The 13,998-nt window shown below is 47.6% G+C and carries 17 protein-coding genes; all 17 read left to right on the forward strand.

What is annotated here, in order from left to right; all coding sequences use genetic code 11:
- The first annotated feature begins 20 nt into the window (after window positions 1-20).
- The 17 genes from rpoC to rpsQ all read left to right on the forward strand — a co-directional run bounded on the left by rpoC (window position 21) and on the right by rpsQ (window position 13,965).
- Entirely contained in the window at window positions 21-3,620 is a 3,600-nt protein-coding gene (gene rpoC / locus Q9R23_RS14895; RefSeq protein WP_285801423.1) for a DNA-directed RNA polymerase subunit beta', read from the forward strand.
- A gap of 80 nt (window positions 3,621-3,700) precedes the next feature.
- Window positions 3,701-3,952, forward strand: a complete 252-nt coding sequence (locus tag Q9R23_RS14900) for a ribosomal L7Ae/L30e/S12e/Gadd45 family protein (RefSeq protein ID WP_056064895.1) — start codon at window positions 3,701-3,703, stop codon at window positions 3,950-3,952.
- Between the two features lie 125 nt (window positions 3,953-4,077).
- The gene (gene rpsL / locus Q9R23_RS14905; protein ID WP_023466621.1) at window positions 4,078-4,497 is read left to right on the forward strand and encodes a 30S ribosomal protein S12; all 420 of its coding nucleotides are present in this window, start codon (window positions 4,078-4,080) and stop codon (window positions 4,495-4,497) included.
- A 49-nt stretch (window positions 4,498-4,546) separates the two neighbouring features.
- Window positions 4,547-5,017 carry a 30S ribosomal protein S7 gene (gene rpsG / locus Q9R23_RS14910; RefSeq protein WP_023466623.1) on the forward strand — a complete coding sequence of 157 codons (471 nt, stop codon included), beginning with the start codon at window positions 4,547-4,549 and terminating at the stop codon, window positions 5,015-5,017.
- Window positions 5,018-5,141: 124 nt separating this feature from the next.
- A complete protein-coding gene (gene fusA, locus Q9R23_RS14915; protein WP_023466625.1) occupies window positions 5,142-7,220 on the forward strand; it encodes an elongation factor G in 2,079 nt (692 codons plus the stop codon).
- Window positions 7,221-7,337: 117 nt separating this feature from the next.
- Window positions 7,338-8,525, forward strand: coding sequence for an elongation factor Tu (gene tuf, locus Q9R23_RS14920; RefSeq protein ID WP_195866122.1), 1,188 nt, complete (start codon window positions 7,338-7,340; stop codon window positions 8,523-8,525).
- 316 nt (window positions 8,526-8,841) lie between these two features.
- The gene (gene rpsJ, locus Q9R23_RS14925) at window positions 8,842-9,150 is read left to right on the forward strand and encodes a 30S ribosomal protein S10 (RefSeq protein ID WP_029343090.1); all 309 of its coding nucleotides are present in this window, start codon (window positions 8,842-8,844) and stop codon (window positions 9,148-9,150) included.
- A gap of 68 nt (window positions 9,151-9,218) precedes the next feature.
- Window positions 9,219-9,845, forward strand: a complete 627-nt coding sequence (rplC, locus tag Q9R23_RS14930) for a 50S ribosomal protein L3 (RefSeq protein WP_058705174.1) — start codon at window positions 9,219-9,221, stop codon at window positions 9,843-9,845.
- A 29-nt stretch (window positions 9,846-9,874) separates the two neighbouring features.
- On the forward strand, window positions 9,875-10,498 hold the full coding sequence (gene rplD / locus Q9R23_RS14935; RefSeq protein WP_023466630.1) for a 50S ribosomal protein L4: 624 nt from the start codon (window positions 9,875-9,877) through the stop codon (window positions 10,496-10,498).
- On the forward strand, window positions 10,498-10,782 hold the full coding sequence (gene rplW / locus Q9R23_RS14940) for a 50S ribosomal protein L23 (RefSeq protein ID WP_023466631.1): 285 nt from the start codon (window positions 10,498-10,500) through the stop codon (window positions 10,780-10,782). Before rplD ends, rplW begins: the two co-directional genes overlap by 1 nt.
- A gap of 32 nt (window positions 10,783-10,814) precedes the next feature.
- On the forward strand, window positions 10,815-11,645 hold the full coding sequence (gene rplB / locus Q9R23_RS14945) for a 50S ribosomal protein L2 (RefSeq protein ID WP_023466632.1): 831 nt from the start codon (window positions 10,815-10,817) through the stop codon (window positions 11,643-11,645).
- A 63-nt stretch (window positions 11,646-11,708) separates the two neighbouring features.
- Entirely contained in the window at window positions 11,709-11,987 is a 279-nt protein-coding gene (gene rpsS / locus Q9R23_RS14950; RefSeq protein ID WP_012369013.1) for a 30S ribosomal protein S19, read from the forward strand.
- A 20-nt stretch (window positions 11,988-12,007) separates the two neighbouring features.
- On the forward strand, window positions 12,008-12,340 hold the full coding sequence (gene rplV, locus Q9R23_RS14955; RefSeq protein ID WP_012369014.1) for a 50S ribosomal protein L22: 333 nt from the start codon (window positions 12,008-12,010) through the stop codon (window positions 12,338-12,340).
- A gap of 12 nt (window positions 12,341-12,352) precedes the next feature.
- Window positions 12,353-13,009: a 30S ribosomal protein S3 gene (rpsC, locus tag Q9R23_RS14960; RefSeq protein WP_023466633.1), complete on the forward strand. Its 657-nt coding sequence runs from the start codon at window positions 12,353-12,355 to the stop codon at window positions 13,007-13,009.
- A gap of 33 nt (window positions 13,010-13,042) precedes the next feature.
- Window positions 13,043-13,480, forward strand: a complete 438-nt coding sequence (gene rplP, locus Q9R23_RS14965) for a 50S ribosomal protein L16 (protein WP_012369016.1) — start codon at window positions 13,043-13,045, stop codon at window positions 13,478-13,480.
- Window positions 13,467-13,670, forward strand: a complete 204-nt coding sequence (gene rpmC, locus Q9R23_RS14970; RefSeq protein WP_012369017.1) for a 50S ribosomal protein L29 — start codon at window positions 13,467-13,469, stop codon at window positions 13,668-13,670. Before rplP ends, rpmC begins: the two co-directional genes overlap by 14 nt.
- Before the next feature lie 31 nt (window positions 13,671-13,701).
- A complete protein-coding gene (gene rpsQ, locus Q9R23_RS14975; RefSeq protein ID WP_023466634.1) occupies window positions 13,702-13,965 on the forward strand; it encodes a 30S ribosomal protein S17 in 264 nt (87 codons plus the stop codon).
- Window positions 13,966-13,998: the final 33 nt, after the last annotated feature.

Genomic DNA, 13,998 nt, shown 5'->3' on the forward strand with positions numbered 1-13,998 from the left:
GCGAAAGGGAGGTCCACCCCTTGGTAGATGTTAATAGATTTGAATATATGCAAATCGGCCTCGCTTCCCCCGAAAAGATCCGTTCATGGTCTTTCGGGGAAGTGAAAAAGCCGGAGACGATCAACTATCGTACACTCAAACCGGAGAAAGACGGTTTGTTCTGTGAACGTATCTTTGGTCCAACAAAAGACTGGGAATGTTACTGTGGTAAATACAAACGGATCCGCTATAAAGGAATCATTTGTGACCGCTGTGGCGTTGAAGTCACGAAGTCGAAAGTCCGTCGTGAGCGCATGGGTCACATCGAGCTCGCAGCACCGGTTTCGCACATCTGGTACTTCAAAGGAATTCCTAGCCGTATGGGACTCGTCCTCGACATGTCACCGCGTGCGTTAGAAGAGATCATCTACTTCGCGTCGTACGTCGTTACAGATCCAGGCGAATCGACACTTGAGAAGAAACAACTCCTTTCAGAGAAAGAATACCGTGCATATCGTGAGAAGTTCGGTCGTTCGTTCACTGCTGAAATGGGTGCGGAAGCAGTTCGTAAATTGCTCCGTGACGTGGAACTCGATAAAGAAGTCGCTGCATTACGTGAAGAGCTTCGTATGATTCAAGGACAACGTCGTACTCGTGCGATCAAACGCCTTGAAGTCCTCGATGCGTTCCGTAACTCAGGCAACAATCCAGAATGGATGGTGCTTGAAGTACTTCCAGTCATCCCACCGGAACTTCGTCCGATGGTTCAACTCGATGGCGGACGTTTCGCAACGTCTGACTTGAACGACTTGTACCGCCGCGTCATCAACCGTAACAATCGTCTCAAGCGTCTTCTTGACCTTGGCGCTCCGAACATCATCGTTCAGAATGAAAAACGGATGCTTCAAGAAGCAGTCGATGCTTTGATCGATAACGGTCGTCGCGGTCGTCCAGTTACTGGACCAGGTAACCGTCCACTTAAATCACTTTCACACATGTTGAAAGGGAAACAAGGACGTTTCCGTCAAAACTTGCTCGGTAAACGTGTCGACTACTCTGGTCGTTCGGTTATCGTCGTTGGTCCAAACCTGAAGATGTATCAATGTGGTCTTCCAAAAGAAATGGCCCTTGAACTCTTCAAACCGTTCGTCATGAAAGAACTCGTCTCTCGTGGCATCGCACCGAACATCAAGAGTGCGAAACGGAAAATCGAGCGCGTTCAACCTGAAATCTGGGATGTCCTCGAAGAAGTCATCCGTGAGCATCCGGTTCTCTTGAACCGTGCACCGACACTTCACCGTCTCGGTATCCAGGCGTTCGAACCAACGCTCGTCGAAGGACGCGCGATTCGCCTTCACCCACTCGTATGTACGGCATACAACGCCGATTTCGATGGTGACCAAATGGCGGTTCACGTACCACTTTCGGCAGAAGCACAAGCAGAAGCACGTCTTCTCATGCTCGCTGCACAAAACATCTTGAACCCGAAAGACGGTAAACCTGTTGTTACACCATCGCAGGATATGGTCCTCGGTAACTACTACCTCACGCTCGAGCGCGAAAATGCGATCGGTGAAGGGAAAATCTTCTCAACAGTGAACGAAGCGCTCATCGCTTACCAAAACGGTTATGCGCACTTCCATACACGTGTTGCGATTCCAGCCGGCGTTCTCAAGAACCCGACATTCACGGAAGAGCAAAACGAGAAATTATTGATTACGACAGTCGGTAAGTTGATCTTCAACGAGATCCTCCCAACGACGTTCCCTTACTTGAACGAACCAACGATGACGAACCTTCAAGAAGCGACGCCAGACAAGTACTTCCTTGAAAAAGGAACAGATGTCGTGGCAGAACTGAAGAACCGTCCGATCATCGACCCGTTCAAAAAAGGATTCCTTGGAAATGTCATCGCGGAAGTCTTCAAACGGTTTGAGACGACAGAAACAAGCCGTATGCTCGACCGCATGAAAAACCTCGGATTCAAACACTCGACTCGTGCCGGTATCACGGTAGGGATCGCGGACATCATCGTTCTTCCGGATAAACAAGAAATCCTTGTTGAAGCGCAGGACAATGTCGACCGCGTCATGAAATCGTACCGTCGTGGTCTCATCACAGAAGACGAGCGCTATGAGCGCGTCGTTAAATCGTGGAATGATGCGAAGGATGAAATTCAGTCTCGTCTGATGAAATCCCTCAACCGTCTCAACCCGATCTTCATGATGAGTGACTCCGGTGCCCGTGGTAACGCGTCGAACTTCACGCAGCTCGCTGGTATGCGTGGACTCATGGCCGCTCCAAGTGGACGGATCATCGAGCTCCCGATCAAATCATCGTTCCGTGAGGGTCTAACGGTACAGGAATACTTCATCTCAACACACGGTGCACGTAAAGGTCTTGCCGATACAGCCTTGAAAACGGCTGACTCAGGTTACCTGACTCGTCGTCTCGTTGACGTCGCTCAAGACGTCATCATCCGTGAAGATGATTGTGGAACGGATCGTGGTATCCGCGTCACAGCACTCCGTGAAGGAACGGAAGAGATCGAAAGCCTCTACGACCGCCTCGTCGGCCGTACTGCATTCGAAAACGTCGTTCACCCTGAAACAGGAGAAGTCCTCGTTTCAACGAACGAACTCATCGATGAAGATCTTGCGCGTGCCATCACTGACGCTGGTGTCGATAACGTTGAGATCCGTACTGCCTTCACATGTAACACAAGCCATGGTGTCTGTAAGAAATGTTACGGACGTAACTTGGCAACAGGCAACGACGTCGAAGTCGGCGAAGCTGTCGGTATCATCGCGGCACAATCAATCGGTGAGCCAGGAACGCAGCTTACGATGCGTACCTTCCACACAGGTGGGGTTGCCGGGGACGATATCACACAAGGTCTTCCGCGTATCCAAGAGTTGTTCGAAGCGCGTAACCCGAAAGGTCAAGCGGTCATCTCGGAAATCGATGGTCAAGTCATCGACTTCACGGAATCGCGTGACAAACGTGAATTGACGGTCCAAGGACTCAGCGAAACACGCACATACACGATCCCATTCGGTTCGCGTCTACGTGTTCAGCTCGGGGACGAGGTCAAAGCCGGTCAAGTCTTCACGGAAGGTTCGATCGATCCGAAAGAGCTCTTGAACGTTAAAGGTGTATCCGGCGTTCAGAACTACTTGCTTCAAGAAGTTCAAAAAGTATACCGGATGCAAGGGGTTGAGATCGGTGACAAACACGTCGAGGTCATGGTTCGCCAAATGATTCGTCGCGTACGTGTCATCGAGTCTGGTGAGACTTCACTCTTACCAGGTTCGCTCGTCGATATCAGCACGTTCAAGGAAGCTTGTAAAGAAGCGCTCCGTAACGGGAAAGCTCTCGCTTCGGCGAAACCAGTTCTTCTCGGTATCACGAAAGCGTCACTTGAAACAGATTCATTCCTATCGGCTGCGTCGTTCCAAGAAACGACTCGTGTCCTTACGGATGCAGCGATTAAAGGGAAGAGCGACTACCTTCGCGGCTTGAAAGAGAACGTCATCATCGGTAAGTTGGTTCCAGCTGGTACTGGGATGTCACGTTACCGTCAGATCGATCTCGAAGTAGCTGGCGAAGCACCTGTAGAAGCCGATTCTCCGGTAGAATAAAACGCCTTGACACGCCGGTATGGCGGTGCTACTATGATATAGTGTTGCCAACCGGCTGTGTTATTTTGGAGGATATCTTCATGTCTTACAAAAAAGTAGTCGGCGCAGATTTGAAGTTTGTCGGTCAAAAGCAAACGCTCAAAGCATTGCGATCTGGCAAGGCGTCGGAAGTGATCATTGCGGATGACGCAGATGAACACGTAAAACAAGCATTGCTCGAAGCGGCGAAACAAGCTAACGTTCCAGTCGTGAATGTTCCTTCTAAGCAAGAGCTTGGAAAAGCTTGTGGAATCGATGTCGCAGCAACAGCTGTTGCCATTAAGAAAGTTTGATAATGCGTTTTGTGTGGCGATGGAATGCCTGAGCCACGCAAAACGTTTCATTATGACTTTCGATGAACCACCCGGCTCGGTGGTTTTGAAATTTGTCATGAATTCAGGAAGGGAGGATCTCAAAGATGCCTACTATCAACCAATTAGTCCGTAAAGGACGTCAATCAAAAGTTGTGAAATCAGATTCGCCAGCGCTGAACAAAGGGTACAACAGCTTCATTAAAGCTCGTACTGACATCAGCTCACCACAAAAACGTGGTGTTTGTACTCGTGTAGGTACAATGACTCCGAAGAAACCGAACTCGGCTCTTCGTAAATACGCACGTGTACGTTTGACGAACACAATGGAAGTAACAGCTTACATCCCAGGTATCGGCCACAATCTTCAAGAGCACAGTGTTGTTCTTATCCGCGGCGGCCGCGTAAAAGACTTACCAGGGGTACGTTACCACATCGTTCGTGGTGCGCTTGATACAGCTGGTGTTGACGGCCGTATGCAAGGTCGTTCGAAATACGGTACGAAACGTCCTAAAGTTAAAAAATAATCTAGATATCTTAAGATATCACCTCACTATATGAAAGGAGGGACTCGGAATGCCACGTAAAGGTCAAGCAGAACGTCGTGATGTAATGGCTGATCCGATCTACAACTCTAAACTCGTTACCCGCCTTATCAACCGTCTTATGTTAGATGGTAAAAAAGGTACTGCTCAACAAATCTTATACAAAGCTTTCGAAACTATCGCTGAACGTTCAGGTCGCGATGCAATGGAAGTCTTTGAAGAAGCGATGAACAACATCATGCCAGTTCTTGAAGTTAAAGCACGCCGTGTAGGTGGAGCTAACTATCAAGTTCCTGTCGAAGTTCGCCCAGAGCGTCGTACGACACTCGCACTTCGTTACCTCGTGAACTACTCACGTCTCCGTAACGAAAAAACTATGGATGCGCGCCTTGCTAACGAAATCATGGACGCTGCAAACAACACTGGTGCTTCTGTTAAGAAGCGCGAAGATATGCACAAAATGGCGGAAGCGAACAAAGCGTTTGCTCACTACCGCTGGTAATTCCGAAAATCACCACCTCATGCATGCCATTTTCAATGGAATTATGAGGTGGCTTTCGGGTATAGTCATGACGTGTGGCAACACACGACCACTAAACTAAAATGCGAAAGGAGAATGTTTAAAGATGGCAAGAGAATTCTCCCTTAAGAACACTCGTAACATCGGGATCATGGCTCACATCGATGCTGGTAAAACAACAACGACTGAGCGTATCCTGTATTACACGGGTCGTATCCACAAGATTGGTGAAACGCACGAAGGTGCTTCACAAATGGACTGGATGGAGCAAGAGCAAGAGCGTGGGATCACGATTACATCGGCAGCAACAACTGCTCAATGGAAAGGTAACCGCGTAAACATCATCGATACACCTGGACACGTAGACTTCACAGTTGAGGTTGAACGTTCACTTCGCGTACTTGATGGTGCGGTAGCAGTACTTGACGCTCAGTCTGGTGTTGAGCCACAAACTGAGACAGTATGGCGCCAAGCTACAACTTACGGCGTACCACGTATCGTTTTCGTTAACAAAATGGATAAAATCGGTGCAGACTTCTTGTACTCGGTCGGAACGCTTCGCGAACGCCTCCAAGCGAACGCACACGCGATCCAACTTCCAATCGGTGCGGAAGATGAATTCAAAGGAATCATCGACCTCGTCGAACAGAAAACATACATGTACGGTAACGATCTCGGAACTGACATCGAAGTGACTGACGGTTTCCCAGCTGATCTCGCTGATCAAGCTGAAGAACTCCGTGGATCATTGATCGAAGCAGTTGCGGATTACGAAGAAGAATTGATGATGAAATACCTCGAGGGTGAAGAAATCACAATCGACGAGTTGAAAGCGGCTATCCGTAAAGCAACTCTGACAGTTGACTTCTATCCTGTACTCGTAGGTTCGGCATTCAAGAACAAAGGTGTTCAGCTCATGCTTGACGCAGTTCTCGATTACCTCCCATCACCAATCGACGTAAAAGCGATCTCAGGTATCGACATGGATACGGATGAAGAAATCGTGCGTGAGTCTTCGGACGAAGCACCATTCTCTGCACTCGCGTTCAAAGTCATGACTGACCCTTACGTCGGTAAATTGACATTCTTCCGTGTGTACTCTGGTACAGCTTCGGCAGGATCGTACGTTAAAAACTCAACAAAAGGCAAACGTGAGCGTCTTGGACGTATCCTTCAAATGCACGCAAACAGCCGTGAAGAGATCCCGATGGTATACGCGGGTGACATCGCTGCAGCTGTAGGTTTGAAAGATACGACTACTGGAGATACGCTTTGTGCAGAGAAAGACAACGTCGTTCTCGAATCAATGACATTCCCAGAACCAGTTATCTCGGTCGCTATCGAACCAAAAACGAAAGCTGACCAAGATAAAATGGGTCAAGCCCTCGCTAAGCTTGCTGAAGAGGATCCAACGTTCCGCACTGAAACAAACCCAGAGACTGGTCAAACGATCATCTCAGGTATGGGTGAGCTTCACCTCGACATCATCGTTGACCGTATGCGTCGCGAGTTCAAAGTCGAAGCAAACGTTGGTGCTCCACAAGTAGCTTACCGTGAAACGATCCGCCAAGCGGCGAAGATCGATTCGAAGTTCGCTCGTCAATCTGGTGGTCGTGGTCAGTATGGTCACGTCGTCGTAGAATTCGAGCCGAACGAAGAAGGCGCTGGCTTCGAGTTCAACAACAAAATCGTCGGTGGTGTTGTTCCACGTGAATACATCCCAGCGGTTGAAAACGGAATCGAAGAAGCACTTCAAAACGGTATCCTTGCTGGTTACCCGGTCGTTGACGTAAAAGCTTCACTCGTCTTCGGATCGTACCACGATGTCGACTCAAACGAGATGGCATTTAAAGTTGCGGCTTCAATGGCAGTCAAACAACTCAAAGATAAGAGCGGCGCTGTTATCCTTGAGCCAATGATGAAAGTTGAAATCGTCATCCCAGACGAATACATGGGAGACATCATGGGTGATGTTACATCACGCCGTGGTCGCGTAGAAGGTATGGAAGCACGCGGTAACGCTCAAGTTGTCCGTTCAATGATTCCACTTTCTGAAATGTTCGGATACGCTACTGGTCTTCGTTCACGCACACAAGGTCGCGGAACGTACTCGATGCACTTCGATCACTACGAAGAAGTACCGAAATCAGTTGCGGAAGAAATCATCAAAAAAGCGAACGGCTAATCCTTCACAGGTTGTCACGCTTTTATGATTAGTGTAAGCTAAGGAAGGTGTACGTTATCTTACGACTCACCTTCCTAGTTATAAAAAATTATTAGACACATAGAGGAGGAATTCAGAATGGGTAAGGAAAAATTCGACCGTTCTAAACCGCACGTTAACGTTGGTACAATCGGCCACGTCGACCACGGTAAAACAACTTTAACAGCAGCTATCTCAGCTGTACTTGCAAAAGCACAAGGTAAAGCTGCAACTAAGTTTGACCAAATCGATGGTGCTCCAGAAGAGCGCGAGCGCGGTATCACAATCGCAACAGCTCACATCGAGTACGAAACAGAAAAACGCCACTATGCACACGTTGACTGCCCAGGTCACGCTGACTATGTTAAAAACATGATCACTGGTGCTGCACAAATGGACGGCGCGATCCTCGTTGTTTCTGCAACAGATGGTCCAATGCCACAAACACGTGAGCACATCTTGCTTTCACGTCAAGTAGGTGTTCCTTTCATCGTAGTATTCATGAACAAAGTTGACATGGTTGACGACGAAGAGCTTCTTGAGCTCGTCGAAATGGAAATCCGTGAACTTCTTTCTGAGTACGACTTCCCAGGTGATGACCTCCCAGTTATCCAAGGTTCTGCTCTTGGCGCGCTTAACGGCGAAGCTAAATGGGAAGAAAAAATTCTTGAACTCATGGCAGCTGTCGATGAGTACATCCCAGAACCAACTCGTGACACTGAAAAAGACTTCATGATGCCAGTTGAGGATGTCTTCTCAATCACTGGTCGTGGTACAGTTGCTACTGGCCGCGTTGAGCGTGGAGTTCTTAAAGTCAACGACGAGATCGAAATCGTTGGTCTTCACGAAGAAACTAAAAAATCAGTATGTACTGGTGTAGAGATGTTCCGTAAGCTTCTTGACTATGCTGAAGCTGGCGACAACATCGGTGCTCTTCTCCGTGGTGTATCACGTGACGACATCGAGCGTGGACAAGTTCTCGCGAAACCAAACACAATCACACCACACAAAAAGTTCAAAGCGCAAGTTTACGTTCTTTCTAAAGAAGAGGGTGGCCGTCACACGCCATTCTTCGCGAACTACCGCCCGCAGTTCTACTTCCGTACAACTGACGTAACTGGTATGGTTCAACTTCCAGAAGGTACTGAAATGGTTATGCCTGGGGACAACATCGAAATGACTGTTGAACTCATCGCACCAATCGCTCTTGAAAAAGAAACTCGTTTCTCAATCCGTGAAGGTGGCCGTACAGTAGGCGCTGGATCAGTTACAGAAATCGTTGAGTAATTTTTAAGACAAAGGTCTTCCGTCTCCCGTGGCGGAAGACCTTTTTTCATTTCTTTGAAAACAGTCTTGCAACATGGTCTGACATCTTATATACTGAGGAAAGTGTTTGTGCGAGTGGTGAGAGACTTGAATACATATTCTATTTTATTAGTGCTTGCATTCTTGCTGGTGATTCAGTATGATAGAATATGTTGGTCACAAACACAACGCGATGAAGCGGGAGGTTATGACACACCAGGCGGCATTGCCATGGCTAGTGTGGAAATTTCCGCGGAGAATGTCTATTTACGAAATAGGCGAAAAGGAGGGAAATAACATGGCAAATGAAAAAATTCGGATCCGTTTGAAAGCATACGATCACCGCGTGCTTGATCAATCGGCTGAGAAGATTGTCGACACAGCAAAACGTTCAGGTGCTACTGTATCTGGTCCGATCCCACTCCCAACGGAGAAAGCGGTCTACACAGTACTTCGTGCCGTTCACAAGTATAAAGATGCTCGTGAGCAGTTCGAAATGCGTACACACAAACGTTTGATCGACATCGTTAACCCAACACCGAAAACTGTTGATGCGCTTATGCGTCTCGAACTTCCATCGGGCGTTGACATCGAAATCAAACTTTAATTTTTCTTCTATAGATAGTTGATACTAGCCAGAAGATCAAAATCATTCAATATTAGGAGGTGTATCTCATGGCTAAAGGAATCTTAGGAACTAAACTCGGTATGACACAAATCTTCAACGAGTCAGGCGAAGTCGTCCCTGTTACTGTCGTTTCAGTCGAAGGTAACGTTGTTCTTCAATTGAAAACAACGGAAGTTGACGGTTACGAAGCAGTCCAACTCGGCTTTGGTGATATCAAAGAAGGTCGTCAAAACAAACCGCAAAAAGGTCACGCTGCGAAAGCAAACGCGACACCTAAGCGCTTCATTAAAGAAATCCGTACATCAGTAGCAGATTTCGAAATCGGTCAAGAGATTAAAGCAGATACTTTCGCTGCAGGCGAAATGGTTGATGTAACAGGTACGTCGAAAGGTAAAGGTTTCGCTGGTGCAATCAAGCGTCACAACCAATCACGTGGTCCAATGGCTCACGGTTCGCGTTACCACCGTCGCCCAGGTTCAATGGGTCCTGTTGCTCCTAACCGTGTATTCAAAGGGAAATTGCTCCCTGGACGCATGGGTGGAGAGCAAATCACTGTTCAAAACCTTGAAATCGTAAAAGTTGATGCAGAACGCGGCTTACTCCTCGTCAAGGGTGCTATCCCAGGCGCACGTAAGAGCCAAGTTGTCATCAAATCTGCGGTTAAAGGCAACTAATCCGTTTGCAAGGAAAGGAGGAATAACGAATGCCTAAAGTAGCTTTGCTTAACCAAACAGGTACACAAGTTGGAGACATCGAGCTCGCAGATGCCGTTTTCGGAATCGAGCCAAATGAAGCAGTCGTATACGATGCAATCGTCATGCAACAAGCTTCACGTCGCCAAGGTACACATGATACAAAAGGTCGCTCGGAAGTTCGCGGTGGCGGCCGTAAACCATGGAAACAAAAAGGTACTGGTCGTGCACGCCAAGGTTCGATCCGTTCGCCACAATGGGTTGGCGGTGGAACAGTCTTCGGTCCAACACCACGTTCGTACGCTTACAAACTTCCTAAAAAGGTTCGTCGTCTCGCACTTCGTTCAGCACTTTCTTCGAAAGTCGCTAACAACGAGTTCATCGTTCTTGAAGGATTGACAATCGATGCTCCTAAAACTAAGGACATGATCGCAGTATTCGCTGCTCTTTCAATCGAACGTAAAGTTCTCGTCGTTACTGCTGATTACAACGAGTCAGTCGTTCTTTCAACACGCAACATCCCAGGTGTCACAGTCGTTGACGCTGCAGGTGTAAACGTCCTTGATCTTGTCGCTCATGACAAAGTCATCATTACGAAGGACGCTGTTGCGAGAGTAGAGGAGGTGCTTGCATAATGGCACACACACACGACATTATCAAACGTCCTGTCATTACTGAACGTTCAGTAAACCAAATGGCTGAGAAAAAGTACACATTCGAAGTAGACGTGAAGGCATCTAAGACTCAAATCAAAGATGCAGTTGAAGCGATCTTCGGAGTGAAAGTTGACAAAGTCAACACATTAATCTCAAAACCAAAAGCAAAACGCGTAGGTCGTCACGCTGGTTACACAGCACGCCGCAAAAAAGCGGTCGTCACGCTTACTGCAGATAGCAAAGAACTCGATTACCTCGGTTAATCGGAACTCTGTAGAAAAGGAGGGAACTCTCGATGGGAATTAAAAAGTTTAAACCGACCACTAACGGTCGTCGTAATATGACTGCACTCGACTTTGCTGAGATTACGGCTTCACGTCCTGAAAAATCGTTAACTGAAAAGCTTTCGAAAAAGGGCGGACGTAACAACCAAGGTCGCTTGACAGTACGTCACCAAGGTGGCGGACACAAACGTAAATATCGTATCATCGACTTCAAACGGAACAAGGATGGCATCGCTGGTCGTGTCGCTACAATTGAGTACGATCCAAACCGCTCTGCTAACATCGCATTGATCCACTACATCGATGGTGAAAAACGCTACATCCTCGCACCGAAAGGTTTGAAAGTAGACATGCAAGTCATGGCTGGACCAGAAGCTGACATTAAAGTCGGTAATGCTCTTCCACTTTCAAACATCCCAGTCGGTACGTTGATCCACAACATCGAACTTAAGCCAGGTAAAGGTGGTCAGCTCGTTCGCGCAGCTGGTACTTCTGCTCAGCTTCTCGGTAAAGATGGTAAATACGCGATCGTTCGTCTTCAATCAGGCGAAACTCGTATGATCCTTGCTACTTGCCGTGCAACAGTCGGCGCTGTCGGTAATGAAGAGCACGAGCTCGTCAATATCGGTAAAGCTGGTCGTTCACGCTGGCTCGGAAAACGTCCTACAGTTCGTGGTTCTGTCATGAACCCAGTCGATCACCCACACGGTGGTGGTGAAGGACGTGCTCCAATCGGTCGTTCGGGCCCACTTACTCCTTGGGGTAAACCGGCACTCGGATACAAAACTCGTAAGAAAAACAAAGCGAGCGATAAATATATCGTCCGTCGTTCTAAAAAATAATTACATGATTTCTGGACGGTTCGTAGGAACCGTTCCTGAATCATGCCAAAGGGAGGTACAACTATGGGTCGCAGCTTGAAAAAAGGTCCATTCGCAGATCACCATCTGCTCGCTAAGGTTGATAAAGCCAACGAAGCTGGTGACAAACATGTCATCAAAACTTGGTCACGCCGCTCGACAATCTTCCCAGAGTTCATCGGTCACACGATCGCTGTCTACGATGGTCGTAAACACGTACCGGTTTACGTGACAGAAGATATGGTCGGTCACAAACTTGGTGAATTCGCTCCAACACGTTCTTACAAAGGACATGCTGGAAACGATAAGAAAACGAAACGTTAATCTGAGGGGAGGTACTCATTATGCAATCAAAAGCATCGGCTAATATGGTTCGCATTGCTCCTCGTAAGGCACGTCTCGTAGTAGACTTAATCCGCGGGAAGCAAATCGGCGAAGCACTTTCGATTCTTGCTTACACGAACAAGGCAGCAACGCCAATCGTTGAGAAAGTATTGAAATCGGCAATCGCGAACGCTGAGCACAACTTCGACATGAACATCGAAAACCTCGTAGTCACTGAGGCTTACGTAAACGAAGGTCCAACGCTCAAACGTTTCCGCCCACGTGCAATGGGTCGCGCAAGCCGCATCAACAAACGTACGAGCCACGTTCACATCGTGGTATCTGAAAAATAAGGAGGGATTACCGTGGGTCAGAAGATTAACCCAACTGGTCTTCGCGTAGGTATCATCAAAGACTGGGAATCACGTTGGTTCGCAGATAAAGACTATGCTGATCTCCTTCATGAAGACTACGTAGTTCGTGAATATATCGAAAAACGTCTTAAAGACGCTAGTGTCTCTAAAGTAGAAATCGAGCGCGCAGCTAACCGCTTGAACATCTCACTTCACACTGCTAAGCCTGGTATGGTTATCGGTAAAGGCGGTTCTGAAATCGAAACACTTCGTAAAGACATCACTAACCTTGCAAAAGGCAAACGCGTTCACGTTAACGTCGTTGAAGTGAAAAACCCGGATGCAGTTGCTAAGCTCGTCGCTGAGAACATCGCTCGCCAACTTGAAGGTCGCGTATCGTTCCGTCGTGCTATGAAGCAATCAATCCAACGCTCAATGCGTTCTGGTATCAAAGGAATCAAGACTGAAGTTTCTGGTCGTCTTGGTGGCGCTGATATCGCTCGTTCTGAGAAGTATTCGGAAGGAACAGTTCCACTTCATACACTCCGTGCAGACATCGATTACGGTACTGCAGAAGCTGATACAACTTACGGCAAAATTGGCGTAAAAGTATGGCTCCACCACGGTGAAGTGCTTCCTACGAAAAAAGCAGCAGCAAACGAAGAATAATCCACATCCGTCTAGGGAAGGAGGCAACACAACATGTTGTTACCAAAACGTGTAAAATATCGTCGTGTTCACCGCGGCAACATGCGTGGTAAAGCGAAACGTGGTACTACAGTACACTTCGGCGAGTTCGGTATCCAAGCTCAAGAAGCTAGCTGGATCACTAGCCGTCAAATCGAATCAGCGCGTATCGCGATGACTCGTTATATGAAACGTGGTGGTAAAGTGTGGATCAAGATCTTCCCACACAAGCCATACACTAAAAAACCTCTTGAAGTCCGAATGGGTTCAGGTAAAGGTGCTCCGGAGGGCTGGGTAGCAGTCGTCAAACCGGGTAAAGTAATGTTCGAAATCGCAGGAGTATCGGAAGAGATCGCACGCGAAGCTCTCCGTCTTGCATCACACAAACTTCCAGTAAAATGTAAGTTCGTAAAACGTGAAGAAAATGGTGGTGATACGAATGAAAGCAACTGATCTCCGTCAGCAAACAACTGAAGAGCTTAACGGTAAAGTCGGTTCGTGGAAAGAAGAGTTGTTCAACCTTCGTTTCCAACTCGCGACTGGTCAGCTTGAGAACCCTGCTCGTATCCGTGAAGTGCGCAAGTCGATTGCACGCGCGAAAACCGTTCTTCGTGAACGCGAACTCGGCATCAACAACGCATAATTCACTCGGATTCTGAGAGGAGGAACACTCAATGGAACGCACTAACAACCGCAAAGTGTTAACTGGACGCGTCGTTTCTGACAAAATGGACAAAACGATCGTAGTTACAGTTGAAACAAAAGTAAAGCACAAGCTTTACGGCAAACGCGTAAACTACTCTAAAAAGTACAAAGCGCATGATGAAAACAACACAGCTAAAATCGGTGATGTTGTACGCATTCAAGAAACACGTCCATTATCTAAGGACAAACGTTTCCGTCTCGTAGAAGTCATTGAAGAAGCAGTAATCATCTAAACTCTAATTAGTTCGGGTGAATAAACATCCGGA

Origin of the sequence: Exiguobacterium sp. BRG2 (assembly GCF_031844245.1) — a bacterium.
GTDB lineage: Bacteria > Bacillota > Bacilli > Exiguobacteriales > Exiguobacteriaceae > Exiguobacterium_A.

Excerpts from the sequence above, each read along its gene's own strand:
- Q9R23_RS14900 (WP_056064895.1), top strand. The coding sequence starts at position 3,701 with ATGTCTTACAAAAAAGTAGTCGGCGCAGATTTGAAGTTTGTCGGTCAA.
- rpsL (WP_023466621.1), top strand. The coding sequence starts at position 4,078 with ATGCCTACTATCAACCAATTAGTCCGTAAAGGACGTCAATCAAAAGTT.
- rpsG (WP_023466623.1), top strand. The coding sequence starts at position 4,547 with ATGCCACGTAAAGGTCAAGCAGAACGTCGTGATGTAATGGCTGATCCG.
- fusA (WP_023466625.1), top strand. The coding sequence starts at position 5,142 with ATGGCAAGAGAATTCTCCCTTAAGAACACTCGTAACATCGGGATCATG.
- tuf (WP_195866122.1), top strand. The coding sequence starts at position 7,338 with ATGGGTAAGGAAAAATTCGACCGTTCTAAACCGCACGTTAACGTTGGT.
- rpsJ (WP_029343090.1), top strand. The coding sequence starts at position 8,842 with ATGGCAAATGAAAAAATTCGGATCCGTTTGAAAGCATACGATCACCGC.
- rplC (WP_058705174.1), top strand. The coding sequence starts at position 9,219 with ATGGCTAAAGGAATCTTAGGAACTAAACTCGGTATGACACAAATCTTC.
- rplD (WP_023466630.1), top strand. The coding sequence starts at position 9,875 with ATGCCTAAAGTAGCTTTGCTTAACCAAACAGGTACACAAGTTGGAGAC.
- rplW (WP_023466631.1), top strand. The coding sequence starts at position 10,498 with ATGGCACACACACACGACATTATCAAACGTCCTGTCATTACTGAACGT.
- rplB (WP_023466632.1), top strand. The coding sequence starts at position 10,815 with ATGGGAATTAAAAAGTTTAAACCGACCACTAACGGTCGTCGTAATATG.
- rpsS (WP_012369013.1), top strand. The coding sequence starts at position 11,709 with ATGGGTCGCAGCTTGAAAAAAGGTCCATTCGCAGATCACCATCTGCTC.
- rplV (WP_012369014.1), top strand. The coding sequence starts at position 12,008 with ATGCAATCAAAAGCATCGGCTAATATGGTTCGCATTGCTCCTCGTAAG.
- rplP (WP_012369016.1), top strand. The coding sequence starts at position 13,043 with ATGTTGTTACCAAAACGTGTAAAATATCGTCGTGTTCACCGCGGCAAC.
- rpmC (WP_012369017.1), top strand. The coding sequence starts at position 13,467 with ATGAAAGCAACTGATCTCCGTCAGCAAACAACTGAAGAGCTTAACGGT.
- rpsQ (WP_023466634.1), top strand. The coding sequence starts at position 13,702 with ATGGAACGCACTAACAACCGCAAAGTGTTAACTGGACGCGTCGTTTCT.